General features: G+C 40.5%; 35 protein-coding genes. All 35 read left to right on the top strand.

The genetic code is table 11. The annotated features are described in order from the left end of the window. Positions 1–12 precede the first annotated feature (12 nt). The 35 genes from rplL (at position 13) to rpmJ (ending at position 26,520) form a co-directional block, all read left to right on the top strand. Positions 13–375 carry a 50S ribosomal protein L7/L12 gene (gene rplL / locus FI644_RS09115; RefSeq protein WP_053478273.1) on the top strand — a complete coding sequence of 121 codons (363 nt, stop codon included), beginning with the start codon at positions 13–15 and terminating at the stop codon, positions 373–375. A 133-nt stretch (positions 376–508) separates the two neighbouring features. After that, the gene (locus tag FI644_RS09110) at positions 509–1,111 is read left to right on the top strand and encodes a class I SAM-dependent methyltransferase (RefSeq protein ID WP_053478272.1); all 603 of its coding nucleotides are present in this window, start codon (positions 509–511) and stop codon (positions 1,109–1,111) included. Between the two features lie 357 nt (positions 1,112–1,468). Then, positions 1,469–5,029, top strand: coding sequence for a DNA-directed RNA polymerase subunit beta (rpoB, locus tag FI644_RS09105; protein ID WP_053478271.1), 3,561 nt, complete (start codon positions 1,469–1,471; stop codon positions 5,027–5,029). A 152-nt stretch (positions 5,030–5,181) separates the two neighbouring features. Beyond that, positions 5,182–8,781 (top strand): DNA-directed RNA polymerase subunit beta', encoded by a 3,600-nt coding sequence (gene rpoC / locus FI644_RS09100; protein ID WP_053478270.1) that lies wholly within the window; start codon positions 5,182–5,184, stop codon positions 8,779–8,781. 156 nt (positions 8,782–8,937) lie between these two features. Beyond that, a complete protein-coding gene (locus FI644_RS09095) occupies positions 8,938–9,186 on the top strand; it encodes a 50S ribosomal protein L7ae-like protein (RefSeq protein WP_053478269.1) in 249 nt (82 codons plus the stop codon). A 102-nt stretch (positions 9,187–9,288) separates the two neighbouring features. Then, positions 9,289–9,711 carry a 30S ribosomal protein S12 gene (gene rpsL, locus FI644_RS09090; protein WP_053478268.1) on the top strand — a complete coding sequence of 141 codons (423 nt, stop codon included), beginning with the start codon at positions 9,289–9,291 and terminating at the stop codon, positions 9,709–9,711. Positions 9,712–9,757: 46 nt separating this feature from the next. After that, positions 9,758–10,228, top strand: a complete 471-nt coding sequence (gene rpsG, locus FI644_RS09085) for a 30S ribosomal protein S7 (protein ID WP_009336565.1) — start codon at positions 9,758–9,760, stop codon at positions 10,226–10,228. A gap of 51 nt (positions 10,229–10,279) precedes the next feature. Beyond that, complete coding sequence (fusA, locus tag FI644_RS09080) at positions 10,280–12,358, top strand: elongation factor G (RefSeq protein WP_053478267.1); 2,079 nt, start codon at positions 10,280–10,282, stop codon at positions 12,356–12,358. A 121-nt stretch (positions 12,359–12,479) separates the two neighbouring features. Further along, positions 12,480–13,667, top strand: coding sequence for an elongation factor Tu (gene tuf / locus FI644_RS09075; RefSeq protein WP_053478266.1), 1,188 nt, complete (start codon positions 12,480–12,482; stop codon positions 13,665–13,667). A gap of 396 nt (positions 13,668–14,063) precedes the next feature. After that, positions 14,064–14,372: a 30S ribosomal protein S10 gene (gene rpsJ, locus FI644_RS09070; protein WP_009791329.1), complete on the top strand. Its 309-nt coding sequence runs from the start codon at positions 14,064–14,066 to the stop codon at positions 14,370–14,372. A gap of 39 nt (positions 14,373–14,411) precedes the next feature. Further along, positions 14,412–15,038, top strand: coding sequence for a 50S ribosomal protein L3 (rplC, locus tag FI644_RS09065; RefSeq protein ID WP_053478265.1), 627 nt, complete (start codon positions 14,412–14,414; stop codon positions 15,036–15,038). Positions 15,039–15,065: 27 nt separating this feature from the next. Beyond that, on the top strand, positions 15,066–15,689 hold the full coding sequence (gene rplD, locus FI644_RS09060; RefSeq protein WP_053478264.1) for a 50S ribosomal protein L4: 624 nt from the start codon (positions 15,066–15,068) through the stop codon (positions 15,687–15,689). Further along, positions 15,689–15,973 (top strand): 50S ribosomal protein L23, encoded by a 285-nt coding sequence (gene rplW, locus FI644_RS09055; protein ID WP_053478263.1) that lies wholly within the window; start codon positions 15,689–15,691, stop codon positions 15,971–15,973. The genes rplD and rplW overlap by 1 nt, the downstream gene beginning before the upstream one ends. A 29-nt stretch (positions 15,974–16,002) precedes the next feature. Then, complete coding sequence (rplB, locus tag FI644_RS09050; RefSeq protein WP_053478262.1) at positions 16,003–16,833, top strand: 50S ribosomal protein L2; 831 nt, start codon at positions 16,003–16,005, stop codon at positions 16,831–16,833. A gap of 60 nt (positions 16,834–16,893) precedes the next feature. After that, on the top strand, positions 16,894–17,172 hold the full coding sequence (rpsS, locus tag FI644_RS09045) for a 30S ribosomal protein S19 (RefSeq protein ID WP_049635903.1): 279 nt from the start codon (positions 16,894–16,896) through the stop codon (positions 17,170–17,172). A gap of 18 nt (positions 17,173–17,190) precedes the next feature. Continuing rightward, a complete protein-coding gene (gene rplV / locus FI644_RS09040) occupies positions 17,191–17,532 on the top strand; it encodes a 50S ribosomal protein L22 (protein ID WP_053478261.1) in 342 nt (113 codons plus the stop codon). Between the two features lie 3 nt (positions 17,533–17,535). Next, positions 17,536–18,192: a 30S ribosomal protein S3 gene (rpsC, locus tag FI644_RS09035; RefSeq protein WP_053478260.1), complete on the top strand. Its 657-nt coding sequence runs from the start codon at positions 17,536–17,538 to the stop codon at positions 18,190–18,192. Between the two features lies 1 nt (position 18,193). Then, positions 18,194–18,628, top strand: coding sequence for a 50S ribosomal protein L16 (gene rplP, locus FI644_RS09030; RefSeq protein WP_053478259.1), 435 nt, complete (start codon positions 18,194–18,196; stop codon positions 18,626–18,628). Continuing rightward, positions 18,618–18,818 carry a 50S ribosomal protein L29 gene (gene rpmC, locus FI644_RS09025; protein ID WP_053478258.1) on the top strand — a complete coding sequence of 67 codons (201 nt, stop codon included), beginning with the start codon at positions 18,618–18,620 and terminating at the stop codon, positions 18,816–18,818. Before rplP ends, rpmC begins: the two co-directional genes overlap by 11 nt. Positions 18,819–18,839: 21 nt before the next feature. Continuing rightward, entirely contained in the window at positions 18,840–19,103 is a 264-nt protein-coding gene (rpsQ, locus tag FI644_RS09020) for a 30S ribosomal protein S17 (protein WP_053478257.1), read from the top strand. 40 nt (positions 19,104–19,143) lie between these two features. Continuing rightward, positions 19,144–19,512, top strand: a complete 369-nt coding sequence (gene rplN / locus FI644_RS09015) for a 50S ribosomal protein L14 (protein ID WP_053478256.1) — start codon at positions 19,144–19,146, stop codon at positions 19,510–19,512. 35 nt (positions 19,513–19,547) lie between these two features. Continuing rightward, positions 19,548–19,859, top strand: coding sequence for a 50S ribosomal protein L24 (rplX, locus tag FI644_RS09010; RefSeq protein ID WP_053478255.1), 312 nt, complete (start codon positions 19,548–19,550; stop codon positions 19,857–19,859). A gap of 26 nt (positions 19,860–19,885) precedes the next feature. Continuing rightward, positions 19,886–20,425: a 50S ribosomal protein L5 gene (rplE, locus tag FI644_RS09005; RefSeq protein WP_053478254.1), complete on the top strand. Its 540-nt coding sequence runs from the start codon at positions 19,886–19,888 to the stop codon at positions 20,423–20,425. A 25-nt stretch (positions 20,426–20,450) separates the two neighbouring features. Continuing rightward, positions 20,451–20,636, top strand: coding sequence for a 30S ribosomal protein S14 (gene rpsN / locus FI644_RS09000; RefSeq protein WP_009336593.1), 186 nt, complete (start codon positions 20,451–20,453; stop codon positions 20,634–20,636). Positions 20,637–20,666: 30 nt separating this feature from the next. Then, positions 20,667–21,065: a 30S ribosomal protein S8 gene (gene rpsH, locus FI644_RS08995; protein WP_053478253.1), complete on the top strand. Its 399-nt coding sequence runs from the start codon at positions 20,667–20,669 to the stop codon at positions 21,063–21,065. Between the two features lie 31 nt (positions 21,066–21,096). Then, positions 21,097–21,633 carry a 50S ribosomal protein L6 gene (gene rplF / locus FI644_RS08990; protein ID WP_053478252.1) on the top strand — a complete coding sequence of 179 codons (537 nt, stop codon included), beginning with the start codon at positions 21,097–21,099 and terminating at the stop codon, positions 21,631–21,633. A gap of 32 nt (positions 21,634–21,665) precedes the next feature. Further along, positions 21,666–22,028 (top strand): 50S ribosomal protein L18, encoded by a 363-nt coding sequence (gene rplR / locus FI644_RS08985; RefSeq protein WP_053478251.1) that lies wholly within the window; start codon positions 21,666–21,668, stop codon positions 22,026–22,028. Positions 22,029–22,052: 24 nt separating this feature from the next. Then, positions 22,053–22,553: a 30S ribosomal protein S5 gene (gene rpsE / locus FI644_RS08980; protein ID WP_053478250.1), complete on the top strand. Its 501-nt coding sequence runs from the start codon at positions 22,053–22,055 to the stop codon at positions 22,551–22,553. A 13-nt stretch (positions 22,554–22,566) separates the two neighbouring features. Further along, entirely contained in the window at positions 22,567–22,749 is a 183-nt protein-coding gene (gene rpmD / locus FI644_RS08975; RefSeq protein ID WP_053478249.1) for a 50S ribosomal protein L30, read from the top strand. Positions 22,750–22,783: 34 nt separating this feature from the next. Continuing rightward, positions 22,784–23,224 carry a 50S ribosomal protein L15 gene (gene rplO / locus FI644_RS08970; RefSeq protein ID WP_053478248.1) on the top strand — a complete coding sequence of 147 codons (441 nt, stop codon included), beginning with the start codon at positions 22,784–22,786 and terminating at the stop codon, positions 23,222–23,224. After that, a complete protein-coding gene (gene secY, locus FI644_RS08965) occupies positions 23,224–24,519 on the top strand; it encodes a preprotein translocase subunit SecY (RefSeq protein ID WP_053478247.1) in 1,296 nt (431 codons plus the stop codon). Before rplO ends, secY begins: the two co-directional genes overlap by 1 nt. Positions 24,520–24,582: 63 nt before the next feature. Beyond that, on the top strand, positions 24,583–25,236 hold the full coding sequence (locus FI644_RS08960; protein ID WP_053478246.1) for an adenylate kinase: 654 nt from the start codon (positions 24,583–24,585) through the stop codon (positions 25,234–25,236). Further along, complete coding sequence (gene map / locus FI644_RS08955; protein ID WP_053478245.1) at positions 25,233–25,979, top strand: type I methionyl aminopeptidase; 747 nt, start codon at positions 25,233–25,235, stop codon at positions 25,977–25,979. The genes FI644_RS08960 and map overlap by 4 nt, the downstream gene beginning before the upstream one ends. Before the next feature lie 173 nt (positions 25,980–26,152). Further along, a complete protein-coding gene (infA, locus tag FI644_RS08950; protein WP_009336604.1) occupies positions 26,153–26,371 on the top strand; it encodes a translation initiation factor IF-1 in 219 nt (72 codons plus the stop codon). Positions 26,372–26,406: 35 nt separating this feature from the next. After that, positions 26,407–26,520, top strand: a complete 114-nt coding sequence (gene rpmJ / locus FI644_RS08945; RefSeq protein ID WP_000868344.1) for a 50S ribosomal protein L36 — start codon at positions 26,407–26,409, stop codon at positions 26,518–26,520. The last annotated feature ends 15 nt before the right edge of the window (positions 26,521–26,535 follow it).

Below are 26,535 nucleotides of genomic sequence, written 5' to 3'. Positions count from 1 at the left end.
GGAAATTTTATCATGACTAAAGAACAAATCATTGAAGCAGTTAAAAATATGACTGTTTTAGAATTAAACGACTTAGTAAAAGCTATCGAAGAAGAATTTGGTGTAACTGCTGCAGCTCCTGTAGCTGTTATGGGCGGAGCTGCTGCTGGCGCTGTTGAAGAAAAAACTGATTTTGATGTAATCCTTGCTTCTGCAGGCGATCAAAAAATCAAAGTTATCAAAGTTGTACGTGAAATCACAGGTCTTGGACTTAAAGAAGCAAAAGAACTTGTTGATAACACTCCAAAAGCACTTAAAGAAGGCGCTTCTAAAGAAGAAGCTGAAGAAATCAAAGCTAAACTTGAAGAAGTTGGAGCTGGCGTTGAAGTTAAGTAATATAAATATTGAAAAGCCCGCTGTATAGCGGGCTTTTTTTGACCCGAAACAATGAAATTTCTTTTCGTGCATGAGAAGGTTGTAAACCTCTTTAGCTTTCTACAATTCTTTCTCCGACGGAGGTGACTTTATCTTGTCTGAACACTATTATTCCAAAACACAAAATGTTGAAAGTGACCCGAAATTTTGGAGCTTCACTCTCAATAACTTTTCGTTCCGGTTTAAAACAGATAATGGGGTATTCTCTAAAAAGGAAGTTGACTTTGGGTCTAGGCTTTTAATAGAAGTATTTACTGAACCGGCGATAGATGGGAATATTCTTGATGTTGGCTGTGGATATGGACCGATTGGGTTATCTGTGGCGAAACAAATGAAGGATCGACTTGTGCATATGATTGATGTAAATGAACGAGCCCTTTCGCTTGCAGGGGAGAATGCAAAATTAAATGAAATTGAAAATGTTTGCATTTATGAGAGTGATCGATTAGAGAATGTTAAGGGCAATCGGTTTGCGGCAATTTTAACAAATCCGCCAATCCGTGCTGGAAAAAAAGTTGTTCATGATATATTTGAACAAAGTTTTGATTGTCTGCTCCCTGGTGGGGAGCTTTGGGTTGTTATTCAAAAAAAGCAAGGAGCTCCATCAGCAATTGAAAAAATGTCCGAAATATACGGAGAAGTAGAGACGGTTGCGAAGAAAAAAGGCTACTTTATTATAAAAGCAAAAAAAGATTGACTTGACTTTTTTCGTATGATAGTATTGTAAAATGCCAACATATTATATTCCGGTTAATTACTAAAATGCACAAAAGTTGTATAAAAATGGTGTTAATGGGAATGATAACAAAATAATTGTCGTAATGTGGAAATGTGGTTTTTTAGTTAAAACCCTTTTTCTTTTTGTCTAACCGAAAAGTGGCAAGTTTCCTGAAGTTAGGATGTCTAGCTCCAGTGCCTAGAGACTCGAGTCATAAGCCAATCCGACCAAAAGGTTAAAGAACAACCTTTAGGCCGTCTTGTCTTATGCTTGTCGTCCCTAAGCGAGGCACTTCCGCTTTTCTAATAATAACGCTTGATTTGAGGGGTGAATCAGTTGACAGGTCAACTAGTTCAGTATGGACGACACCGCCAACGTAGAAGTTACGCACGAATCAGTGAAGTTTTAGAATTACCAAATCTAATCGAAATCCAAACCTCTTCTTATCAATGGTTTCTTGATGAGGGTTTACGTGAAATGTTCCATGACATTTCTCCGATTGAAGACTTTACTGGTAATTTGTCGCTTGAATTTATTGATTACAGCCTTGGCGAACCAAAATATTCCGTTCCGGAATCGAAAGAAAGAGATGTTACATATTCTGCACCTTTACGTGTGAAAGTGCGTCTTGTAAACAAAGAAACAGGCGAAGTTAAAGACCAGGATGTCTTTATGGGTGACTTCCCGCTTATGACAGAAACAGGTACATTTGTGATTAATGGAGCTGAGCGTGTTATCGTTTCACAGCTTGTCCGTTCTCCAAGTGTATACTTTAGTGGAAAACTAGATAAAAACGGGAAAAAAGGCTTTACTGCAACTGTAATCCCGAACCGCGGCGCTTGGCTTGAGTATGAAACAGATGCCAAGGATGTCGTATACGTTAGAATAGATCGTACTCGGAAACTGCCCGTTACGGTTCTTTTGCGTGCACTTGGGTTCGGATCTGATCAAGAAATCATTGATTTGATTGGAGACAATGAATACATCCGTAATACGCTTGAAAAAGATAATACCGAAGGAACTGACAAGGCGTTATTAGAAATTTATGAGCGTCTTCGTCCTGGAGAGCCACCAACAGTTGAGAATGCAAAAAGCTTATTGGTTTCAAGATTCTTTGATCCAAAACGCTATGATTTGGCGAATGTTGGTAGATATAAGATTAATAAAAAACTTCATATTAAAAATAGATTATTTGGACAACGCCTTGCAGAAACACTTGTTGACCCGGAAACAGGGGAAATTATTGCAGAGAAGGGCGTTACCCTTGACCGCCGTACATTAGATCGAATCCTGCCTTATTTAGAAAAAAATATTGGCTTTAAATCGGTGAGTCTTGTAGGTGGTGTGCTGGAGGAAGATATTACACTCCAGTCGATTAAAATTTATGCACCAAATGAAGATGGGGAAAAGATCATTAATGTAATTGGCAATGCTTACGTGGAAGAGGCTGTGAAAAATATCTCTCCAGCTGATATTATTGCATCAATTAGTTATTTCTTTAACCTGCTGCATTCAGTTGGTCTTACAGATGATATTGATCACCTCGGAAATCGTCGTTTGCGTTCTGTAGGTGAATTGCTTCAGAATCAATTCCGTATTGGGCTTTCAAGAATGGAACGTGTCGTTCGTGAGAGAATGTCCATTCAGGATACAAACACAATTACTCCACAGCAGCTGATTAATATTCGTCCTGTCATTGCATCGATTAAAGAATTCTTTGGCAGTTCGCAGTTATCTCAGTTCATGGATCAAACAAACCCGCTTGCAGAGCTGACGCATAAACGCCGGCTTTCTGCTCTTGGACCAGGTGGTTTAACGCGTGAAAGAGCTGGTATGGAAGTTCGTGACGTACACTACTCCCACTATGGCCGGATGTGTCCAATCGAAACACCAGAGGGTCCGAACATTGGATTGATCAACTCTTTATCATCATTTGCAAAAGTAAATCGATTTGGCTTTATTGAGACACCTTTCCGTCGAATTGATCCTGAAACAGGCAAAGTGACTAGCCGCATTGATTATCTGACTGCAGATGAAGAGGATAATTATGTTGTAGCGCAAGCGAACGTTCGTCTTGATGATGATGGTTCATTCCTTGACGAAGAAGTTGTTGCTCGTTTCAGAGGGGAAAATACAGTTGTTGCCCGTGATCGCGTTGACTATATGGATGTATCACCTAAGCAGGTTGTATCTGCTGCGACAGCATGTATTCCTTTCTTAGAAAACGATGACTCCAACCGTGCGTTAATGGGAGCAAACATGCAACGTCAGGCTGTTCCTTTAATGCAGCCACAAGCGCCTCGTGTTGGAACTGGAATGGAATATGTTTCAGGGAAGGATTCCGGTGCTGCGGTTATTTGTAAGCACGAGGGGATTGTTGAACATGTAGAAGCCCGTGAAGTATGGGTTCGCAGAATCAACACAATCGATGGCCAAGAAGTAAAAGGTGATCTTGATAAATATAAATTGCTCAAGTTCATCCGTTCTAATCAAGGAACTTGCTATAATCAACGCCCAATCGTGGCTGTTGGCAACCGTGTAACAAAAGGTGAAATACTTGCAGATGGACCATCAATGGAGCTTGGTGAATTAGCTCTTGGACGCAATGTTTTAGTAGCCTTTATGACATGGGATGGCTATAACTACGAGGATGCAATCATCATGAGTGAGCGCCTTGTAAAAGATGATGTATATACTTCAATTCATATTGAGGAATATGAATCTGAATCACGTGATACAAAGCTTGGACCTGAAGAAATTACGCGTGATATTCCGAACGTTGGAGAAGATGCCCTGCGTAACTTGGATGAGCGTGGAATTATACGTACGGGTGCTGAAGTGAAGGATGGAGACCTCTTAGTAGGTAAAGTTACACCTAAGGGAGTAACGGAGCTAACTGCTGAGGAAAGACTTCTTCATGCAATCTTTGGTGAAAAAGCACGTGAAGTACGTGATACTTCACTACGTGTACCTCATGGCGGTGGCGGTATCGTTCTGGATGTAAAAGTCTTTAACAGAGAAGATGGGGATGAACTCCCACCTGGAGTAAACCAATTAGTTCGTGTTTATATTGTTCAAAAGCGTAAAATCTCTGAGGGAGATAAGATGGCTGGACGACATGGGAACAAAGGGGTTATCTCACGGATTTTACCGGAAGAAGATATGCCTTATATGCCGGATGGCACACCTGTTGACATCATGTTAAATCCTCTAGGGGTTCCATCTCGTATGAATATTGGGCAGGTGCTTGAGCTTCATCTGGGAATGGCTGCTAGAGCACTTGGTATTCATGTAGCTTCTCCGGTTTTTGATGGAGCGAGCGAGGAAGATGTTTGGGCGACGATTGAAGAAGCTGGAATGGCACGCGATGCGAAAACAGTTCTATATGATGGACGTTCAGGTGAACCGTTTGATAACCGTGTATCAGTTGGGGTTATGTATATGATCAAACTTGCGCACATGGTTGATGACAAACTTCATGCCCGTTCAACTGGACCATACTCACTTGTAACTCAGCAGCCGTTGGGTGGTAAAGCACAATTCGGCGGACAGCGTTTTGGTGAGATGGAGGTATGGGCATTAGAGGCTTATGGTGCTGCATATACACTACAAGAGATATTAACTGTTAAATCGGATGATGTTGTTGGACGTGTGAAAACATACGAATCCATTGTTAAGGGTGAAAATGTCCCAGAGCCGGGAGTACCGGAATCATTTAAGGTACTTATTAAAGAACTTCAAAGCTTAGGAATGGATGTAAAAATTCTTTCTGGCGATGAAGAAGAAATTGAAATGCGTGATACGGAGGATGACGAAGAAGTACAGCAAGCTGAATCTTTAGCAATTGCTCCGGAACCACAAAATATTGAACAAGAGGAAGTTGTTACAAAGGAATAACTTCTAAAAAACAGTGAATTAATCGATTTTTTTGCTCCTTCAGCCCCTGTTTACAATATGTAACGGAGGCTGAAGGGTAATATAGTTTCACCCTGTTTGCTACATATGGGCAATAAGGGAAAAGCCCGGAGATCAAAAGGGAGGTAGGCCCCTTGCTAGATGTAAACAATTTTGAGTATATGAAAATCGGTCTAGCTTCACCAGATAAGATTCGTTCATGGTCACATGGTGAAGTGAAAAAACCGGAAACAATTAATTACCGTACATTAAAACCAGAAAAAGATGGTTTGTTCTGTGAGCGCATTTTTGGTCCTACGAAGGATTGGGAATGTCATTGCGGAAAGTATAAGAGAGTTCGCTATAAAGGTGTAGTTTGTGACCGATGCGGTGTTGAAGTAACCCGTGCTAAGGTTCGTCGTGAAAGAATGGGACACATCGAGCTGGCTGCTCCGGTATCTCATATTTGGTATTTTAAAGGAATTCCAAGTCGTATGGGACTCGTTCTTGATATGTCTCCTCGTGCACTTGAAGAAGTAATTTATTTTGCCTCTTATGTAGTGACTGAGCCAGGTGATACTGCACTTGAGAAGAAACAGTTGCTTTCAGAAAAAGAATACCGTGCGTATCGTGAAAAGTACGGGAATAAATTCCAAGCATCAATGGGTGCTGAGTCCATCAAAAAACTCCTTTCTGATATTGACCTTGACAAAGAAGTCGATATCTTAAAAGAAGAATTAAGAACTGCCCAAGGACAACGAAGAACACGCGCAATTAAGCGTTTAGAAGTCCTAGAGGCATTCCGTGGGTCAGGCAATGAACCATCTTGGATGATTCTTGATGTTCTTCCGGTAATTCCTCCAGAATTGCGTCCAATGGTACAGCTTGATGGCGGCCGTTTCGCAACTTCAGACCTTAATGATCTTTACCGTCGAGTAATTAACAGAAATAATCGTTTAAAACGTTTATTAGATCTTGGTGCACCAAGCATTATCGTACAAAACGAAAAGAGAATGCTTCAGGAAGCAGTCGATGCATTAATCGATAATGGACGTCGTGGACGCCCAGTTACGGGTCCAGGTAACCGTCCGTTAAAATCTCTTTCACATATGCTAAAAGGTAAGCAAGGTCGTTTCCGTCAAAACCTTTTAGGTAAACGTGTTGACTACTCTGGCCGTTCGGTTATTGTTGTCGGACCAAATTTAAAAATGTATCAGTGTGGTCTCCCTAAAGAAATGGCATTAGAGCTATTTAAGCCATTCGTTATGAAAGAATTAGTTGAAAAGGGTCTATCACATAATATTAAATCTGCAAAACGCAAAATCGAAAGAGTGCAGCCTGAAGTATGGGACGTTCTTGAAAGTGTTATTAAAGAGCATCCGGTTCTTCTGAATCGTGCACCAACTTTACACAGACTGGGTATTCAGGCATTTGAGCCAACGATTGTTGAAGGACGCGCGATACGTCTTCATCCACTTGTGTGTACAGCATATAACGCTGACTTTGACGGTGACCAAATGGCTGTTCACGTTCCGCTTTCATCAGAAGCACAAGCAGAAGCTAGATTATTAATGCTTGCAGCTCAAAATATCTTGAACCCGAAAGATGGAAAACCGGTTGTTACTCCTTCTCAGGATATGGTTTTAGGTAACTATTACTTAACGATGGAAAGAGACGGATCAGTCGGTGAAGGGATGATTTTTAAAGATATAAATGAAGCGTTGCTTGCTTATCAAAATGGGTATGTGCATTTGCACACACGTGTAGCAGTTCACGCTGGATCTTTAAAAAATCCAACCTTTACCGAAGAGGAAAACAAAAAGTTATTAATAACAACGGTTGGGAAATTAATATTTAACGAAATTTTACCAACATCATTCCCTTATATTAATGAACCTACAAGGCAAAATCTTGAGGTGGAAACACCAAAGCAATATTTTGTTGAGCAAGGAACGGATGTTCTTTCTGTTATTCGTGAAATGCCGCTTGTAGATCCATTTAAGAAGAAAATCCTTGGGAATATTATTGCTGAAGTATTCAAGCGATATAAAATTACGGAAACATCCAAAATGCTTGACCGTATGAAAGACCTTGGATTCAAATATTCTACTAAAGCTGGGATTACAGTTGGTGTAGCTGATATCGTTGTATTAGGTGAGAAAGAAAAAATTATTCATGATGCCCAAAATAAAGTTGATAACGTTATGAAGCAATTCAGACGTGGACTTATCACTGAAGATGAGCGTTACGATCGTGTTATTTCTATTTGGAGTGCAGCGAAAGATGTAATTCAAGAAAGACTAATGAAATCACTCGATAAATCAAACCCAATCTTTATGATGAGTGACTCTGGTGCCCGTGGTAACGCCTCTAACTTTACTCAGTTAGCTGGTATGCGCGGACTTATGGCCAACCCGGCTGGACGAATTATTGAATTGCCTATCAAATCAAGTTTCCGTGAAGGATTAACGGTTTTAGAGTACTTTATTTCCACTCACGGTGCTCGTAAAGGTCTTGCAGATACCGCGTTGAAAACGGCTGACTCAGGTTACTTAACGCGTCGTCTTGTAGATGTAGCGCAAGATGTCATTGTCCGTGAAGATGATTGCGGAACTGATCGCGGCTTGAAAATTAGCTCGTTGAAGGACGGGACTGAAGTGATTGAAACGCTAGAGGAACGTCTAATCGGACGTTATGCTAGGAAATCAATCAAACATCCTGAAACGAATGAAGTGATTGTGCCAGAGAATGGTCTAATTACTGAGGATCTTGCTGAAACGGTTATCAATGCGAATATTGAAGAAGTTTGGATTCGGTCAGCGTTTACGTGTAATACACGACATGGTGTTTGTAAGAAATGTTATGGCCGCAACCTAGCAACTGGTCAAGAGGTAGAGGTAGGAGAAGCTGTAGGTATTATCGCTGCTCAATCTATCGGTGAACCGGGTACACAGTTAACAATGCGTACTTTCCATACCGGTGGGGTTGCGGGAGACGATATTACTCAAGGTTTACCGCGTATTCAAGAGATTTTTGAAGCGCGTAATCCTAAAGGTCAGGCAGTTATTACTGAAATTGAAGGTGTGGTTGTTGGTATAAACGAAGGCCGTGATCGACAGCAGGAAATCGTCGTTCAAGGTGAAGTAGAATCACGAACGTATACCGCCCCTTACACATCTCGTCTAAAAGTAGCTGTAAATGACCATGTGGAACGCGGTCAAGAACTAACAGAAGGTTCTATTGACCCGAAAGAGTTAATCAGAGTTAAAGATGTAACGGCAGTACAAGAATACTTGTTACGTGAAGTACAAAAGGTTTACCGTATGCAAGGGGTAGAAATTGGCGACAAGCACGTTGAGGTTATGGTTCGTCAAATGCTTCGTAAAGTTCGTGTAATTGATGCTGCAGAGACAGATGTACTTCCTGGTACATTATTGGATATCCATCAATTTACTGATGCGAATGAAAAAGCCCTTCTTGCAGGCAAATTACCAGCAACAGGCCGTCCTGTATTGCTCGGTATTACTAAAGCATCTCTTGAAACAGATTCATTCTTATCTGCGGCATCTTTCCAAGAAACAACAAGAGTTCTTACAGATGCAGCAATTAAAGGAAAACGTGATGAACTGTTAGGGTTAAAGGAAAATGTAATTATTGGAAAATTAGTCCCTGCTGGTACAGGTATGCAGCGATATAGACGTGCTGAACCATACACAAATGAAGAAGCAGCTGAAGATGCTGTGACAGTAGAGTAGGATATTTCCTTTGGTGCTAGCTAGTTCAATCGGCTAGCACCAATTTTTTTCGATAAACTTGTGAATAAAAGCAGAATGATTGTTGACATAGGAAATCGAAAATGGTAATATAGCAAAGGTGCTCCTATTAACCGAATACTTTGGAGGATATCGTTCATGTCTTATGAAAAAGTATTGCAGGCAAAAAATGTCGTAATAGGAACAAAGCAAACGGTGAAAGCACTAAATCAAGGAACGGTTAGAGAAGTTGTAGTTGCAAAAGATGCAGACTATAAAGTCATAGCAAAAGTTGTAAATACAGCAGAGGAAGCGTTAGTTCCGGTTTTGTATGTTGATTCAATGAAAAAGCTTGGAAAAGCATGCGGGATAGATGTAGGTGCGGCAACTATTGCAATAATTAATTAAAAACTGTTTTTGTAGATAGATATCTGCGAAGACTTTGTTTTTTGCAACAAAATGAACCACCTGGATGTGTGGGCTTAACAAAAATGAAGGGAGGACAATTACATGCCTACTATTAACCAATTAGTGCGTAAACCTCGTCAAACGAAAGAGGACAAATCAAAATCACCAGCACTAAACAAAGGCTATAACAGCTTCAAGAAAGCACAAACTAACGTATCTTCACCACAAAAACGCGGTGTATGTACTCGTGTTGGTACAATGACACCGAAAAAACCAAACTCAGCGTTACGTAAATATGCGCGTGTTCGTTTATCTAACGGAATCGAGGTTAATGCTTACATTCCTGGTATCGGACACAACCTTCAAGAACACAGCGTTGTGTTAATCCGTGGCGGACGTGTGAAAGACTTACCGGGGGTACGTTACCACATCGTACGCGGAGCATTAGATACAGCTGGTGTTGCAAACCGTATGCAAGGACGTTCTAAGTACGGTGCGAAGAGACCAAAAGCACCTAAGAAATAATCAACTAAAATATTATTAAAAAGAATTTCCGAAAGGAGGAAATAATATGCCACGTAAAGGTCCTGTAGCAAAAAGAGACGTATTGCCGGATCCGATTTATAATTCAAAGCTTGTTAGCCGCCTTATCAACAAAATGATGATCGACGGTAAAAGAGGTAAATCACAAGCTATTTTATATTCTGCATTTGATATCATTAGCGAGCGAACTGGCAAAGAGCCGATGGAAGTATTTGATCAAGCACTTAAGAACATCATGCCAGTACTTGAAGTTAGAGCACGCCGTGTAGGTGGAGCAAACTATCAAGTACCAGTAGAGGTGCGTCCTGATCGCCGTACAACTCTTGGTCTTCGTTGGTTAGTAAACTATGCTCGTCTTCGTGGAGAAAAAACGATGGAAGAGCGTTTAGCTAACGAAATCTTAGATGCAGCTAACAACACTGGTGCATCGGTTAAGAAACGTGAAGATACACATAAAATGGCAGAAGCAAACAAAGCGTTTGCTCACTACCGCTGGTAAGATTAAAAGATTAATTAAAATAACACTCATACTAGGAAGGAGAAAGACCCAATGGCAAGAGAGTTCTCCTTGAAAAACACTCGTAATATCGGTATCATGGCTCACATTGATGCCGGTAAGACAACAACAACGGAGCGTGTACTTTATTACACTGGTAAGATCCATAAAATTGGTGAAACACATGAAGGTGCTTCACAAATGGACTGGATGGAGCAAGAGCAAGAACGTGGAATTACAATCACTTCTGCTGCAACAACTGCTCAATGGAAAGGTCACCGTGTAAACATTATTGATACACCGGGACACGTAGACTTCACAGTTGAAGTAGAACGTTCCCTTCGTGTACTTGATGGAGCTGTGGCTGTACTTGATGCTCAATCTGGTGTTGAGCCTCAAACTGAAACAGTTTGGCGTCAAGCTACAACATACGGAGTTCCGCGTGTTGTGTTCGTTAATAAAATGGACAAACTTGGAGCGGACTTCCTTTATTCATTAAAAACTCTTCATGATCGTCTGCAAGCGAATGCTGCTGCAATTCAGTTACCAATTGGAGCTGAAGATCAATTCGAAGGAATCATTGATTTAATCGAAATGAGAGCTACATTCTATGGTAATGATTTAGGAACTGACATTGAAGAGCGTGAAATCCCTGCAGAATACATGGATCAAGCTGAAGAATACCGTGAAAAATTAATTGAAGCGGTAGCTGAACTTGATGAGAATTTGATGGAAAAGTATCTTGGCGGAGAAGAAATCTCTAACGAAGAGTTAAAGGCTGCTATTCGTAAAGGTACTGTAAACGTTGAATTCTACCCAGTAATCTGTGGTTCTGCTTTCAAGAACAAAGGTGTTCAAAAAATGCTTGACGCAGTAATTGATTATCTTCCATCACCACTTGATGTACCTGCAATTAAGGGTACCCTTCCAGATAGTGATGAAGAAATTGAACGTCATTCAAGTGACGAAGAGCCATTCGCAGCTCTTGCGTTTAAAGTTATGACTGACCCTTATGTTGGTAAACTTACATTCTTCCGTGTGTATTCTGGAACATTGAACTCTGGTTCATATGTGCAAAACTCTACAAAAGGTAAGCGTGAACGTGTAGGACGTATCCTTCAAATGCACGCTAACTCTCGTGAAGAGATTTCAACAGTATATGCAGGAGATATCGCTGCAGCTGTAGGTCTTAAAGACACTACAACTGGAGATAGTCTATGTGATGAAAAGAATCTTGTTATTCTTGAATCTATGGAATTCCCAGAGCCGGTTATTCAATTATCTATCGAGCCTAAGTCAAAGGCTGACCAAGATAAGATGACTACTGCTCTTCAAAAATTACAAGAAGAAGATCCAACCTTCCGTGCGCATACTGATCAGGAAACTGGCCAGGTTATCATCGCTGGAATGGGTGAGCTTCACCTTGATATCCTTGTTGACCGTATGAAACGTGAATTCAAAGTGGAAGCTAACGTTGGTGCACCACAAGTTGCATACCGTGAAACTTTCCGCGCGTCTGCTTCAGTTGAGGGTAAATTTGCTCGTCAATCTGGTGGACGTGGACAATTCGGTCACGTTTGGATTGAGTTCTCTCCAAACGAAGAAGGAAAAGGCTTTGAATTCGAAAACGGCATCGTCGGTGGGGTTGTTCCTCGTGAATACATCCCGGCAGTTCAAGCTGGACTTGAAGATGCTCTTGATAGAGGAGTACTTGCTGGTTATCCATTAGTAGATATTAAAGCAAGATTGTTCGATGGTTCATACCATGATGTTGACTCATCAGAAATGGCGTTTAAAATAGCTGCATCTATGGCTCTTAAAAATGCTGCTTCAAAATGTAGCCCAGTCATTCTTGAACCAGTCATGCGCGTAGAAGTAATTATCCCTGAGGAATACTTAGGTGATATTATGGGTAACGTAACTTCTCGTCGTGGTCGTGTTGAAGGTATGGACGCTCGTGGTAATGCACAAGTTGTTCGTGCGATGGTTCCACTTTCTGAAATGTTTGGTTATGCAACGTCATTGCGTTCAAGCACGCAAGGTCGTGGTGTATTCTCAATGCACTTTGATCACTATGAAGAAGTGCCAAAATCGATTTCAGAAGAAATCATCAAAAAAAATAAAGGTGAATAATTGATTTTACCTAATTTATCAAGTATAACTACTAATGTAGGCTAATTTTGCTGCAAAAAGAATATTCTTTTTGCAGCTCACCAAATACTTAACTTTTATAATTTAAAGGAGGATTTTCCTAATGGCAAAAGCTAAATTCGACCGTTCAAAACCCCATGTTAACATTGGTACAATCGGACACGTTGACCATGGTAAAACTACATTAACAGCTGCAATCACTACTGTACTTGCAAAAGCAGGTGGCGGTGAAGCACGCGGTTACGATCAAATCGACAACGCTCCTGAAGAAAAAGAGCGTGGAATTACAATTTCTACTTCTCACGTTGAGTATGAAACTGCTAACCGTCACTATGCACACGTTGACTGCCCAGGACATGCTGACTACGTTAAAAACATGATCACTGGTGCTGCTCAAATGGACGGCGGTATCCTAGTAGTATCTGCAGCTGATGGCCCAATGCCACAAACTCGTGAGCACATTCTTCTTTCTCGTCAAGTAGGTGTACCTTACCTTGTTGTGTTCATGAACAAATGTGACATGGTAGACGATGAAGAACTTCTTGAATTAGTTGAAATGGAAATTCGTGATCTATTATCAGAATATGAATTCCCTGGCGATGACATTCCAGTTGTTAAAGGTTCAGCTCTTAAAGCTCTTGAAGGTGAAGCTGAATGGGAAGAGAAAATTATCGAACTTATGGCTGCTGTTGATGAGTACGTTCCAAACCCAGCTCGTGATACTGAAAAGCCATTCATGATGCCAGTTGAGGATGTATTCTCAATCACTGGTCGTGGAACTGTTGCTACTGGCCGTGTTGAGCGTGGAGTAGTTAAAGTTGGAGATGTTATCGAGATCACTGGTTTTACAGAAGAACCAAAATCTACAACAGTAACTGGTGTAGAAATGTTCCGTAAATTACTTGACTATGCAGAAGCTGGAGACAACATTGGTGCTCTGCTTCGTGGTGTTGCTCGTGAAGACATCCAACGTGGTCAAGTACTTGCAAAGCCAGGTACAATCAAGCCTCACACAAAGTTCAAAGCAGAAGTTTATGTATTATCAAAAGAAGAAGGTGGACGTCACACTCCATTCTTCACAAACTACCGTCCTCAGTTCTACTTCCGTACAACTGACGTAACTGGTATTTGTAACCTTCCTGAAGGCGTAGAAATGGTTATGCCTGGAGACAACATTGAAATGCACGTAGAGCTTATTGCTCCAATCGCTATCGAAGAAGGAACTAAGTTCTCAATTCGTGAAGGTGGACGTACAGTAGGCGCTGGCGTTGTTGCTACAATCATTGAATAATTGAACTCAAAAACCAGATGGGTGACGATCCATCTGGTTTTTTTATTGGGAAAGATTGATTTTAGTCGTGTTTCTTCTATAATAATTGCACTCAGTTTAAACAGAGAATTATAGTTGCATAGCGATTGAAAAAGCTAATTTGAAATAATTGGTTTATTCGTAGAGACTTGAAAAAGTACCATGTTGCCGCTATAATAATACAAGTGTGCAAAACAAAAAGAAATTATGTGAAGCTATTGCATTTCATTATTAATTTCTGTATAATAGACAATGTTGGTCTTTGACTGCGATGATGTGAAAGGTTGCTGACACACCCGGCCGCTTTGCCATGGCGAGTGTGTGGGAAATTTTCACTGAGAATGTCTATTTGAAAATAGGCGAAAAGGAGGGAAAATAATGGCAAAACAAAAAATTCGTATTCGTTTAAAAGCGTATGATCACAGAATCCTTGATCAATCTGCTGAAAAGATTGTTGAGACTGCAAAACGTTCTGGTGCGGCTGTTTCTGGTCCGATTCCACTACCGACTGAAAAGTCTATTTACACAATCCTTCGTGCGGTTCATAAGTATAAAGATTCTCGTGAGCAATTCGAAATGCGTACGCATAAACGTCTAATCGACATCATTAACCCAACACCACAAACAGTTGATTCGCTAATGCGTTTAGACTTACCATCTGGTGTAGATATCGAAATTAAACTTTAATGAATAAATTTAACTAACAATCTAGGAGGTGTGACTGATATGACCAAAGGAATCTTAGGAAGAAAGATTGGTATGACTCAAGTGTTTGCTGAAAACGGTGAACTTATCCCGGTAACAGTTGTTGAGGCAGCTTCTAACGTTGTTCTTCAAAAGAAATCAGTTGAAACTGATGGCTATGAAGCAATCCAAGTTGGATTTGAAGATAAACGTGAAAAGTTATCTAACAAACCTGAAAAAGGACATGTTGCAAAAGCTAACACTGCTCCTAAGCGCTTCGTTCGTGAATTACGTGGAGTGAATTTAGGAGATTATGAAGTTGGTCAAGAAGTCAAAGTTGATATTTTTGCAGCAGGTGAAACTGTTGATGTAACAGGAATCTCAAAGGGTAAAGGTTTCCAAGGTGCTATTAAGCGTCACGGACAATCTCGCGGACCAATGGCTCACGGTTCTCGTTACCACCGTCGCCCAGGTTCAATGGGTCCTGTAGCTCCAAACCGTGTATTCAAGGGTAAATTATTACCTGGACGTATGGGTGGAGATCAAGTAACTGTTCAAAACCTTGAAATTGTAAAAGTTGATGTTGAACGCAATCTTTTACTTATTAAAGGAAATGTACCAGGTGCTAAAAAAGCAATGCTAAAAATTAAAAGTGCGGTAAAAGCATAGTAATAAGTCGGAAAGGAGGAATAAAGAATGCCGAAAGTAGCATTATACAGCCAAGCTGGATCAAAGGTTGGAGAAATCGAACTTAATGAAACAGTATTTGGAATCGAGCCTAACAACCATGTATTATTTGAAGCAGTTGTTATGCAAAGAGCTTCTTTACGTCAAGGAACTCATAAAACTAAAATTCGTTCTGAAGTAGCAGGCGGTGGACGTAAGCCGTGGCGCCAAAAAGGAACAGGCCGTGCACGTCAAGGTTCTATCCGTTCTCCACAATGGCGCGGAGGTGGTACTGTATTTGGTCCTGTGCCACGCAGCTATAGCTACAAGCTTCCTAAAAAAGTTCGTCGCTTAGCTATTAAATCTGCATTATCTTCTAAAGTATTAGGTGAAAATGTATTAGTATTAGAAAACCTTGCTTTCGAAACTCCAAAAACAAAAGACTTTAAAGGTGTACTTAAAGGACTTTCTGTTGATACAAAAGCGTTAATCGTTACAGCTGACCTAGATGAAAATGTAGCACTATCTGCTCGTAACATCCCTGGTGTAACAGTTGTAACAGCTTCTGGAATCAATGTGTTGGATGTTTTAAATCATGATAAGTTAATCATGACGAAGGCAGCGGTTGAAAAAGTAGAGGAGGTGCTTGCATAATGGATGCACGCGATATCATTAAGCGCCCCGTAATCACTGAACGTTCTACTGATCTTATGGCTGAAAAGAAATATACGTTTGAGGTTGATGTTAAAGCCAATAAAACTCAAGTTAAGGATGCTGTTGAAGCAATCTTTGGCGTGAAAGTTGATAAGGTCAACATCATGAATTACAAAGGTAAATTCAAGCGTATGGGTAAATTCGGCGGCTACACAAACAAACGTCGTAAAGCAATTGTGAAATTAACAACTGATAGTCAAGAAATCGAGTTTTTCGAAGCTTAATACATTGACGAGAAAAGGAGGGAAACGAAATGGCGATTAAAAAGTATAAACCTACCACAAACGGTCGACGTAATATGACATCATCTGACTTTGCTGAAATTACTACAAGCACTCCAGAAAAGTCATTACTTGCTCCTTTACACCGTAAAGGCGGCCGTAACAACCAAGGTAAGTTAACAGTTCGTCATCAAGGTGGCGGTCATAAGCGTCAATACCGTTTAATCGATTTTAAACGTAACAAAGATGGCATTCCAGGACGCGTTGCTACAATCGAGTATGATCCAAACCGTTCAGCAAACATTGCATTAATTAACTACGTTGACGGAGAAAAGCGTTACATCCTTGCACCTAAGAATTTAGAAGTGGGCATGGAAGTAATGTCTGGACCGGAAGCAGATATTAAAGTGGGTAATGCACTACCACTTGCAAACATTCCAGTGGGTACAGTTATCCACAACATTGAATTAAAACCTGGTAAAGGTGGACAATTAGTACGTTCAGCAGGTACTTCTGCGCAGGTTCTTGGTAAAGAAGGCAAATACGTACTTGTTCGTTTGAACTCTGGTGAGGTTCGTATGATTCTTGCTACTTGCCGTGCAACTGTTGGTCAAGTGGGTAATGAACAACACGAACTTATCAACATTGGTAAAGCAGGACGTTCACGCTGGTTAGGTAAACGCCCAACTGTTCGTGGTTCTGTAATGAACCCTAACGATCACCCACACGGTGGTGGGGAAGGACGTTCACCAATCGGACGTAAATCACCAATGACTCCATGGGGTAAACCAACTCTTGGATACAAAACACGTAAGAAAAATAATAAATCAGATAAATTTATCGTGCGTCGCCGCAAAAAATAACGGGATTGAACTACGGTTCCAAAGTCGGACCGTAGAACAATCGCGAAGGGAGGTTCAATCATGGGTCGCAGCTTAAAAAAAGGACCTTTTGTTGATGAACATTTAATGACAAAGATCGAAAAGCTAAATGAAACTGAGGGCAAACAAGTTGTAAAAACTTGGTCTCGCCGTTCTACGATCTTCCCGCAATTCATCGGACACACAATTGCTGTTTACGATGGTCGTAAACATGTGCCTGTATACGTTACTGAAGACATGGTAGGCCACAAGCTTGGAGAATTTGCTCCAACTCGTGCATACAAAGGCCATGGCAATGATGATAAGAAAACAAGACGTTAATGAGAGGAGGGCATTCATATGCAAGCTAAAGCTGTTGCAAGAACAGTTCGTATTGCTCCTCGTAAAGCTCGTTTAGTCGTAGATTTAATTCGAGGTAAGCAAGTAGGTGAAGCAGTAGCGATTTTAAACTTAACGCCAAAAGCTGCTTCTCCAATCGTAGAGAAGGTTTTAAAATCTGCATTAGCCAACGCTGAGCACAACTACGAAATGGACGTTAATAATTTAGTAGTTACTCAAGCATTTGTTGACGAAGGACCAACATTAAAACGTTTCCGTCCTCGTGCACAAGGCCGTGCAAGCCAAATCAACAAACGTACTAGTCATATTACTATCGTTTTATCAGAAAAGAAGGAGGGGTAATCAGTGGGTCAAAAAGTAAATCCAGTCGGTTTGCGTATCGGAGTTATCCGTGATTGGGAATCTAAATGGTACGCAGGCAAAGACTATGCTGATCTTTTACACGAAGACCTTAAAGTACGTGAGTACATCACAAAGCGTCTAAATGATGCTTCTGTTTCTAAAGTGGAAATCGAACGTGCTGCAAATCGTCTTAATATCACTATTCACACTGCGAAGCCAGGTATGGTTATCGGTAAAGGTGGTACTGAGGTAGAAGCACTTCGTAAGGCGCTTAACTCACTTACTGGCAAACGTGTACACATCAATATTCTTGAAATCAAAAAAGCTGACATCGACGCGAAATTAGTAGCGGAAAACATTGCTCGTCAATTAGAAAACCGTGTTTCTTTCCGTCGTGCTCAAAAACAAACGATTCAACGTGCAATGCGTGCTGGTGCTAAAGGTATCAAAACAATGGTATCTGGCCGTTTAGGCGGTGCTGATATAGCACGTTCGGAAAGCTATAGCGAAGGAACAGTTCCACTTCATACTCTTCGTGCTGATATCGATTATGCTACAGCTGAAGCTGATACAACTTACGGTAAATTAGGCGTAAAAGTATGGATCTATCGTGGAGAGGTCCTTCCTACTAAGAAGAAAACTGGGGAAGGAGGCAAATAATATGTTATTGCCAAAGCGCGTAAAATATCGTCGTCAACATCGTGGAAAAATGCGCGGTCAAGCAAAGGGCGGTACTGAAGTAACATTTGGTGAATTCGGTCTACAAGCAACAGAAGCTTCTTGGATTACGAACCGTCAAATTGAATCAGCTCGTATTGCGATGACTCGTTACATGAAACGTGGCGGTAAAGTTTGGATTAAGATATTCCCGCATAAGCCATACACTGCGAAGCCTCTTGAAGTCCGAATGGGTTCCGGTAAGGGTGCTCCTGAAGGATGGGTAGCAGTTGTAAAACCTGGTAAAGTAATGTTTGAAATCGCAGGTGTTTCTGAAGAGATCGCTCGTGAAGCTTTACGTCTTGCAGCACACAAACTTCCTGTTAAGTGTAAGTTTGTAAAACGAGAAGAAATTGGTGGTGAATCAAATGAAAGCTAATGATATTCGTGACCTTACCACTGCCGAAATTGAACAAAAAGTCAAATCATTAAAAGAAGAGTTATTCAATCTTCGCTTTCAATTGGCGACAGGACAGCTTGAAAATACAGCTCGTATTCGTGAAGTACGTAAGTCGATTGCTCGTATGAAAACTGTTATTCGTGAAAGAGAAATTGGTTTTACTAAGTGATATTGAGAGGAGGTTCGCACAATGAGTGAACGCAACCAACGCAAAGTTTACACTGGGCGTGTTGTTTCAGATAAGATGGATAAGACCGTTACTGTCTTAGTTGAAACTTACAAAAAACACCCTTTATATGGTAAACGCGTTAAGTACTCTAAAAAATTCAAAGCTCATGATGAGCAAAATCTTGCAAAAACTGGCGATATCGTCCGTATTATGGAAACTCGTCCGCTTTCAGCTACAAAACGCTTCCGTCTTGTAGAAGTGGTAGAAAAAGCAGTTATTATCTAATTGTTCGGAAAAAGGCTTATTCCGAAGGGAGGTTACACTCATGATTCAACAAGAATCACGTTTGAAAGTTGCTGACAACTCTGGTGCTCGTGAAGTACTTACAATCAAAGTTCTTGGTGGCTCTGGCCGCAAAACAGCTAATATTGGTGATATTATCGTTTGTACAGTGAAACAAGCAACACCAGGTGGCGTTGTTAAAAAAGGTGATGTTGTTAAAGCAGTAGTTGTTCGTACAAAGAGCGGTGTACGCCGTAATGACGGTACTTACATTCGTTTTGATGAAAACGCATGTGTAATTATTCGTGATGACAAGGGCCCTCGTGGAACTCGTATCTTCGGACCAGTTGCTCGTGAACTACGTGACAACAACTTCATGAAAATTGTTTCTTTAGCTCCAGAAGTATTATAATACTAACTAAATTGCCTTTAAGGAGGTGCTTACTGATGCATGTGAAAAAAGGTGACAAAGTTATGATCATCTCTGGTAAAGATAAAGGCAAAACGGGCGTAATTCTTGCAGCGTTCCCTAAACAAGATCGAGTTCTTGTTGAAGGAGTAAACATTGTTAAGAAACACTCTAAGCCTTCTCAAGTGAATCCGCAGGGCGGAATCATTAACCAAGAGGCTCCTATTCATGTATCAAACGTTATGCCTGTAGACCCTAAGTCTGGTGAACCAACTCGTGTAGGCTATAAAACGGTTGATGGCAAAAAAGTACGTGTAGCAACAAAATCCGGTGAAGTTCTAGATAAATAGTTTAAAGAAGAAGGGAGGTACAATGAATGAACCGCCTAAAAGAAAAATATACAAAAGAAATTACTCCTGCTCTAATGAGCAAGTTTAACTATACATCAGTAATGCAAGTGCCTGTAATTGATAAAATCGTTATTAATATGGGTGTTGGTGATGCTGTTCAAAACTCAAAAGTACTTGATAATGCGGTGGAAGAATTAGCATTAATTACTGGACAAAAACCAGTAGTAACTCGTGCAAAAAACTCTATCGCTGGCTTCCGTCTACGTGAAGGTATGCCAATCGGTGCGAAAGTTACACTTCGTGGAGAGCGTATGTATGAGTTCTTCGACAAATTAATCTCTGTATCTCTTCCGCGTGTTCGTGACTTCCGTGGGATTTCTAAGAAGTCATTTGACGGCCGTGGAAACTATACTCTAGGTGTTAAAGAGCAATTAATCTTCCCTGAGATTGATTACGATAAAGTAAGCAAAGTTCGTGGTATGGATATCGTTATCGTAACTACAGCTAATACTGATGAAGAAGCTCGTGAACTTTTAACTCAATTCGGAATGCCATTCCAAAAGTAATCGCTAAATAGAGGGAGGCGAAAACGTGGCTAAAAAGTCAATGATTGCGAAACAAAAACGCACGCCTAAACATAAGGTACAAGAATACACACGTTGCGAACGTTGCGGACGTCCACATTCTGTATACCGTAAATTTAAGCTTTGTCGTATTTGTTTCCGTGAATTAGCATATAAAGGTCAAATTCCTGGCGTGAAAAAAGCTAGCTGGTAAAAACCCAAGTGTGGGAAGGAGGTAAAAACAATGGTCATGACAGATCCAATTGCAGACTTGCTTACTCGCATCCGTAATGCGAATATGGTTCGTCACGAAAAATTAGAAGTTCCTGCTTCTAATATTAAAAAAGAAGTTGCTGAAATCCTTAAGCGTGAAGGTTTCGTGCGTGATGTTGAGTTTATCGAAGACAATAAGCAAGGCATTATCCGCATTTTCTTAAAATACGGCTCAAACAACGAGCGTGTAATTACTGGTCTTAAACGTATCAGTAAACCAGGTCTTCGTGTATACGCAAAAGCTGACGAAGTACCACGTGTACTTAACGGCCTTGGAATCGCACTAGTTTCTACTTCTCAAGGAGTTCTTACAGATAAAGAAGCTCGCGCTAAACAAGTTGGCGGAGAAGTACTAGCATACGTTTGGTAAAAGAGTTTCTTAATGAATGGAGGTGCAATAAATGTCTCGTATAGGTAAAAAACCGATTGAAATTCCAACTGGCGTTACAATCACTAACGATAAAAACACAGTTACTGTAAAAGGACCAAAGGGTGAACTTACTCGTTCATTCCATCCTGATATGATGATTCAAGTAGAGGAGAACGTATTAACGGTTTCTCGTCCATCTGAATCAAAAGAACACCGTACAATCCATGGTACAACTCGTGCATTATTATCTAACATGGTTGAAGGTGTTTCTAAAGGCTTTGAAAAAGGTCTTGAGCTTATTGGTGTCGGTTACCGTGCTCAAAAACAAGGTAAGAAGCTTATCCTTAATGTTGGTTACTCTCATCCTGTTGAAATGGAACCTGAAGAAGGTATCGAGGTTGAAGTACCATCAAATACGAAGATTATCGTTAAAGGAATCAGCAAAGAACGTGTTGGTGCTTTAGCAGCTAATATTCGTGATGTTCGTCCTCCAGAGCCTTACAAAGGAAAAGGTATCCGTTATGAAGGCGAATATGTGCGTCGTAAAGAAGGTAAAACTGGTAAGTAATGCCGCATAAGTAAACGAAAGGAGTGACTTAAATGATTACGAAGGCTGACAAAAATGCAGTTCGTAAGAAAAGACATGGCCGTGTACGTGCTAAGCTTTCTGGAACTGAAGCTCGTCCTCGTTTAAATGTGTTCCGCTCTAATAAGCATATCTATGCTCAATTAGTTGATGATGTTAAGGGAGTTACTTTAGCAAGTGCTTCTACATTAGATAAAGAAATCAATCTAGAATCTACAGGCAACGTTGATGCAGCAGTTAAGGTCGGAGAATTAGTTGCAAAACGTGGAGTAGAAAAGGGTATTAAAACTATCGTTTTTGATCGCGGAGGATACCTTTATCATGGTCGTGTAAAAGCATTAGCTGACGCGGCTCGTGAAAATGGATTAGAATTTTAATAGATAAAGGAGGGACACAAAAAGATGCGTCGTATTGATCCAAACAAACTTGAACTTGAAGAACGCGTAGTTACAGTTAATCGTGTAGCGAAGGTTGTTAAAGGTGGACGTCGTTTCCGTTTCTCTGCTCTTGTAGTAGTGGGCGACAAAAACGGCCATGTCGGTTTTGGTACTGGTAAAGCACAAGAAGTACCTGAAGCAATTCGTAAAGCGATTGAAGATGCGAAGAAAAACTTAATCGAAGTACCAATGGTTGGAACATCCATTCCTCACCAAGTAATTGGAAACTTTGGTGCTGGTGAAGTTCTTTTAAAGCCTGCATATGAAGGTACTGGTGTTATTGCTGGTGGACCAGTTCGTGCGGTGCTTGAACTAGCTGGTGTTGGTGATATCCTTTCTAAATCTTTAGGAACAAACACACCAATCAACATGGTTCGTGCAACATTGGATGGTTTGCAACAATTAAAACGTGCTGAGGACGTAGCTAAATTACGTGGAAAATCAGTAGAAGAACTGTTAGGATAAGGAGGGAAATCAAATGGCGAATAAACTAGAAATTACCCTCACTCGCAGCGTGATTGGTCGTCCGCAAGACCAACGCGAAACAGTTAAAGCTCTTGGTTTACGCAAAATGCACCAAACAGTTGAGCATCAAGATAATCCTGCTATTCGCGGTATGATCAACAAAGTTGCTCACCTTGTTACGGTAAAAGAAAACTAAATTTCACTCTTCTACAAAATAAGGAGGTGCCAACATGAAACTTCATGAATTAAAGCCTGCAGAGGGTTCACGTCAAGAACGTAAGCGTAAGGGCCGAGGAATCGGTTCTGGTAACGGTAAAACTGCTGGTAAAGGTCATAAAGGTCAAAACGCTCGTTCAGGTGGCGGTGTTCGTCCTGGTTTTGAGGGTGGTCAAACACCTTTATTCAGACGTTTACCAAAACGTGGTTTTACGAATGTTAACCGTAAGGAATACGCAGTAGTGAACCTTGATGCACTAAACCGTTTTGAAGATGGAACTGAAGTAACACCAGTTCTTCTTGTCGAAACTGGGGTAGTAAGTAATGAAAAAGCAGGAATTAAAATTCTTGCTAAAGGCAAAGTTGAGAAAAAGCTTACAGTTAAAGCTCATAAATTCTCCTCTGCTGCGAAGGAAGCGATTGAAGCTGCCGGCGGTCAAACTGAGGTGATTTAATGTTTCAGACTATCTCCAATTTTATGCGCGTGGGTGATATAAGAAGAAAAATCATATACACCCTTTTAATGCTGGTCGTATTTCGCATCGGTACTTTCATACCAGTACCAGGTGTGAATGCCGGCCTTTTACAAGCCCAGGATGAATTAAATGCATTCGGTCTTTTAAATACTTTTGGCGGTGGTGCACTTCTTAACTTCTCGATACTTGCGATGGGAATTATGCCATATATTACGGCATCAATCATCATTCAGTTACTGCAAATGGACGTTGTGCCAAAGTTTACGGAATGGTCAAAGCAGGGAGAAGTTGGACGCCGTAAATTAGCTCAGTTTACCCGCTACTTTACTATCGTGCTTGGTTTCATCCAAGCTCTTGGTATGTCTTATGGTTTTAATAACCTTGCAAATGGTCAGTTGATTGAAAACCCTGGAATTGCTTCCTATCTTCTTATTGCAACTGTACTAACTGCTGGAACTGCATTTCTATTGTGGTTAGGGGAACAAATTACTGAAAAGGGCGTTGGAAATGGAATTTCCATTATCATTTTCGCTGGTATCGTAGCTGGTATACCGTCAATTATTAACCAGATCTATGCACAGAAGTTTGAAAATGCTGGAGAGCAAATTTTCCTTCAAATCGTTACTGTTGTATTAATTCTCCTTGCAGTTGTTGCTATTGTTGTTGGTACTATTTTCATCCAACAGGCATTAAGAAAGATTCCAATTCAGTACGCCAAGCGTGTAACAGCTGGGAGAAATCCAGTTGGTGGTCAAAACACTCACTTACCATTAAAAGTTAATGCAGCTGGGGTTATTCCAGTTATCTTTGCTATGTCATTCATCATTACGCCAAGAACTGTTGCCGGTTTCTTAGAGCAAAATGATGTCACTTTGTGGATTCAAAGAGTATTTGATTATACGACACCTGTCGGAATGATCATCTATAGTGCATTAATTATTGCTTTTACTTATTTCTATGCTTTCATTCAAGTGAATCCAGAACAAGTGGCTGATAACTTGAAGAAGCAGGGCGGTTACATTCCAGGCATTAGACCAGGGAAAAGTACGCAGGAATATTTGACTCGTGTTTTGTATCGTTTAACAATTGTAGGTGCTCTCTTTCTTACAGCCATCTCAATTTTGCCGATGTTCTTCATCAATATCGCAGGATTGCCAGATTCAGCTCAAATTGGAGGAACAGGCTTGCTCATCGTTGTTGGTGTTGCGCTAGATACGATGAAACAGCTTGAATCACAGCTTGTTAAACGTCATTATAAAGGGTTTATCAAATAATTTGGTTTTTAGGGGACATGAAAAGGTTCCCTATAAGCCAATTAGATTTAAGGGGGAATTCATATGAATTTAGTATTAATGGGGCTCCCCGGTGCCGGTAAAGGTACACAAGCCGAGAAGATTGTCGACAAGTATGGCATCCCTCATATTTCAACAGGTGATATGTTTCGTGCAGCCATTAAGGATGAAACGGAACTAGGCCTGAAAGCAAAATCTTTCATGGACAAAGGCGAGCTTGTTCCTGATGAAGTGACAATCGGTATTGTTCGTGAACGATTAAGCAAGGATGATTGTGAGAAGGGTTTCTTGCTTGATGGATTTCCAAGAACGGTTCCTCAAGCAGACGCACTTGAAAATATTCTTGCAGAATTGAATAAAAAAATTAATTTTGTCATTAATATTGATGTGGATCAAGATATTCTTATGGAGCGCTTGACTGGTCGCCGGATCTGTAAAGATTGTGGTGCCACGTATCATCTTGTATTTAATCCTCCAGCAAAAGTGGATGAATGTGATCGCTGTGGCGGGGAACTGTATCAGCGTGCGGATGATAATGAGGCTACGGTTAAGACTCGACTTGATGTGAATATCAAACAAACAAAGCCTTTGCTTGATTTTTATGAAGCAAAAGGGTATTTACGCAATATTGATGGCCAGCAGGATATCGATAAAGTATTTACTGATCTGGATCGTTTACTCGGGGGCTTGCATGAATGATTATTTGCAAAACGCCGCGTGAAATTGAGATCATGCGTGAGGCCGGCAAAATTGTAGCATTGACTCACCAAGAACTGAAAAAACATATTGCTCCTGGAATAACAACAAAAGAATTAGATCATATCGCTGATACATTTATTCGTAAAGCGAATGCAATTCCTTCGTTTAAAGGCTATAATGGCTTCTCTGGCAGCATTTGTACTTCAGTAAATAATGAACTTGTTCATGGCATACCTGGTAGTCGGGTGTTGAGAGACGGCGACATTATCAGCGTAGATATTGGTGCTAAATATAACGGTTATCATGGTGACTCTGCTTGGACTTATCCTGTAGGTACAATTGATGATGAAACGAGGCGTCTTCTTGACGTCACAGAAGAGTCATTGTTTATTGGCCTTAAGGAAGCAAAGCCAGGTGAGCGTCTATCGAACATCTCACATGCTATTCAAACATATGCGGAACAGAATGGTTTTTCCATTGTACGCGAGTATGTTGGTCATGGAGTAGGACAGAACTTACATGAGGACCCGCAAATTCCTCATTATGGTCCCCCAAACAAAGGTCCACGACTAAAACCGGGTATGGTACTTGCTGTTGAACCAATGGTGAATGCAGGAAGCCGATATGTGAAAACATTGACTGACAACTGGACAGTCGTAACAATTGACGGGAAAATGTGTGCTCATTTTGAACATACGATTACCATTACTGAAAATGGGTATGAGATACTTACAATTGTGTAATTGTTTGTATTTAAATATATCATTTCAATTTTGTTCCGTTTCTGTGCTATAATCATAAGGTTGTTAGTTTCAAATATATTTCTCGAAAAATCCGGCGTGTAATGATGGAAAACAAGCTTTGCTTTTGCAAAGATAAATGAGTTCGTATTTGAATAAAGAAAGGAGACTGTTTGATGGCGAAAGACGATGTAATTGAAATTGAAGGCACAGTGGTTGATACTTTGCCAAATGCCATGTTTAAAGTAGAATTAGAAAATGGTCATACGGTGTTGGCTCATGTTTCTGGTAAGATCCGCATGCATTTTATTCGTATTTTACCAGGAGATAAAGTTACTGTGGAGCTATCTCCATATGATTTAACTCGCGGAAGAATCACTTATCGTTTTAAATAACCATTGCACTCCGTACTATTAAGGAGGTTAGGATAATGAAAGTAAGACCATCTGTTAAACCGATCTGCGAAAAGTGCAAAGTTATCCGCAGACGTGGAAAAGTTATGGTTATCTGTGAAAACCCTAAACATAAACAAAAACAAGGTTAATAACAAGGAGGTGCG

The organism is Cytobacillus solani, assembly GCF_006704205.1.
GTDB classification, from domain to species: Bacteria; Bacillota; Bacilli; order Bacillales; family Cytobacillaceae; genus Cytobacillus; species Cytobacillus solani.
The sequence above is the reverse complement of the archived record's forward strand: the minus strand, read 5'-3'. Positions and strand labels throughout refer to the sequence as shown.

Excerpts from the sequence above, each read along its gene's own strand:
- rpsE (WP_053478250.1), top strand. The coding sequence starts at position 22,053 with ATGCGTCGTATTGATCCAAACAAACTTGAACTTGAAGAACGCGTAGTT.
- rpsJ (WP_009791329.1), top strand. The coding sequence starts at position 14,064 with ATGGCAAAACAAAAAATTCGTATTCGTTTAAAAGCGTATGATCACAGA.
- fusA (WP_053478267.1), top strand. The coding sequence starts at position 10,280 with ATGGCAAGAGAGTTCTCCTTGAAAAACACTCGTAATATCGGTATCATG.
- secY (WP_053478247.1), top strand. The coding sequence starts at position 23,224 with ATGTTTCAGACTATCTCCAATTTTATGCGCGTGGGTGATATAAGAAGA.
- rplW (WP_053478263.1), top strand. The coding sequence starts at position 15,689 with ATGGATGCACGCGATATCATTAAGCGCCCCGTAATCACTGAACGTTCT.
- rpmJ (WP_000868344.1), top strand. The coding sequence starts at position 26,407 with ATGAAAGTAAGACCATCTGTTAAACCGATCTGCGAAAAGTGCAAAGTT.
- rplB (WP_053478262.1), top strand. The coding sequence starts at position 16,003 with ATGGCGATTAAAAAGTATAAACCTACCACAAACGGTCGACGTAATATG.
- rpsL (WP_053478268.1), top strand. The coding sequence starts at position 9,289 with ATGCCTACTATTAACCAATTAGTGCGTAAACCTCGTCAAACGAAAGAG.
- tuf (WP_053478266.1), top strand. The coding sequence starts at position 12,480 with ATGGCAAAAGCTAAATTCGACCGTTCAAAACCCCATGTTAACATTGGT.
- rplF (WP_053478252.1), top strand. The coding sequence starts at position 21,097 with ATGTCTCGTATAGGTAAAAAACCGATTGAAATTCCAACTGGCGTTACA.
- rplX (WP_053478255.1), top strand. The coding sequence starts at position 19,548 with ATGCATGTGAAAAAAGGTGACAAAGTTATGATCATCTCTGGTAAAGAT.
- rplP (WP_053478259.1), top strand. The coding sequence starts at position 18,194 with ATGTTATTGCCAAAGCGCGTAAAATATCGTCGTCAACATCGTGGAAAA.
- rplL (WP_053478273.1), top strand. The coding sequence starts at position 13 with ATGACTAAAGAACAAATCATTGAAGCAGTTAAAAATATGACTGTTTTA.
- rpmD (WP_053478249.1), top strand. The coding sequence starts at position 22,567 with ATGGCGAATAAACTAGAAATTACCCTCACTCGCAGCGTGATTGGTCGT.
- rpmC (WP_053478258.1), top strand. The coding sequence starts at position 18,618 with ATGAAAGCTAATGATATTCGTGACCTTACCACTGCCGAAATTGAACAA.
- FI644_RS09095 (WP_053478269.1), top strand. The coding sequence starts at position 8,938 with ATGTCTTATGAAAAAGTATTGCAGGCAAAAAATGTCGTAATAGGAACA.
- FI644_RS08960 (WP_053478246.1), top strand. The coding sequence starts at position 24,583 with ATGAATTTAGTATTAATGGGGCTCCCCGGTGCCGGTAAAGGTACACAA.
- rplD (WP_053478264.1), top strand. The coding sequence starts at position 15,066 with ATGCCGAAAGTAGCATTATACAGCCAAGCTGGATCAAAGGTTGGAGAA.
- rpsQ (WP_053478257.1), top strand. The coding sequence starts at position 18,840 with ATGAGTGAACGCAACCAACGCAAAGTTTACACTGGGCGTGTTGTTTCA.
- rpsH (WP_053478253.1), top strand. The coding sequence starts at position 20,667 with ATGGTCATGACAGATCCAATTGCAGACTTGCTTACTCGCATCCGTAAT.
- rpsG (WP_009336565.1), top strand. The coding sequence starts at position 9,758 with ATGCCACGTAAAGGTCCTGTAGCAAAAAGAGACGTATTGCCGGATCCG.
- rplV (WP_053478261.1), top strand. The coding sequence starts at position 17,191 with ATGCAAGCTAAAGCTGTTGCAAGAACAGTTCGTATTGCTCCTCGTAAA.
- rplE (WP_053478254.1), top strand. The coding sequence starts at position 19,886 with ATGAACCGCCTAAAAGAAAAATATACAAAAGAAATTACTCCTGCTCTA.
- infA (WP_009336604.1), top strand. The coding sequence starts at position 26,153 with ATGGCGAAAGACGATGTAATTGAAATTGAAGGCACAGTGGTTGATACT.
- rplO (WP_053478248.1), top strand. The coding sequence starts at position 22,784 with ATGAAACTTCATGAATTAAAGCCTGCAGAGGGTTCACGTCAAGAACGT.
- map (WP_053478245.1), top strand. The coding sequence starts at position 25,233 with ATGATTATTTGCAAAACGCCGCGTGAAATTGAGATCATGCGTGAGGCC.
- rplN (WP_053478256.1), top strand. The coding sequence starts at position 19,144 with ATGATTCAACAAGAATCACGTTTGAAAGTTGCTGACAACTCTGGTGCT.
- rplC (WP_053478265.1), top strand. The coding sequence starts at position 14,412 with ATGACCAAAGGAATCTTAGGAAGAAAGATTGGTATGACTCAAGTGTTT.
- rplR (WP_053478251.1), top strand. The coding sequence starts at position 21,666 with ATGATTACGAAGGCTGACAAAAATGCAGTTCGTAAGAAAAGACATGGC.
- rpsS (WP_049635903.1), top strand. The coding sequence starts at position 16,894 with ATGGGTCGCAGCTTAAAAAAAGGACCTTTTGTTGATGAACATTTAATG.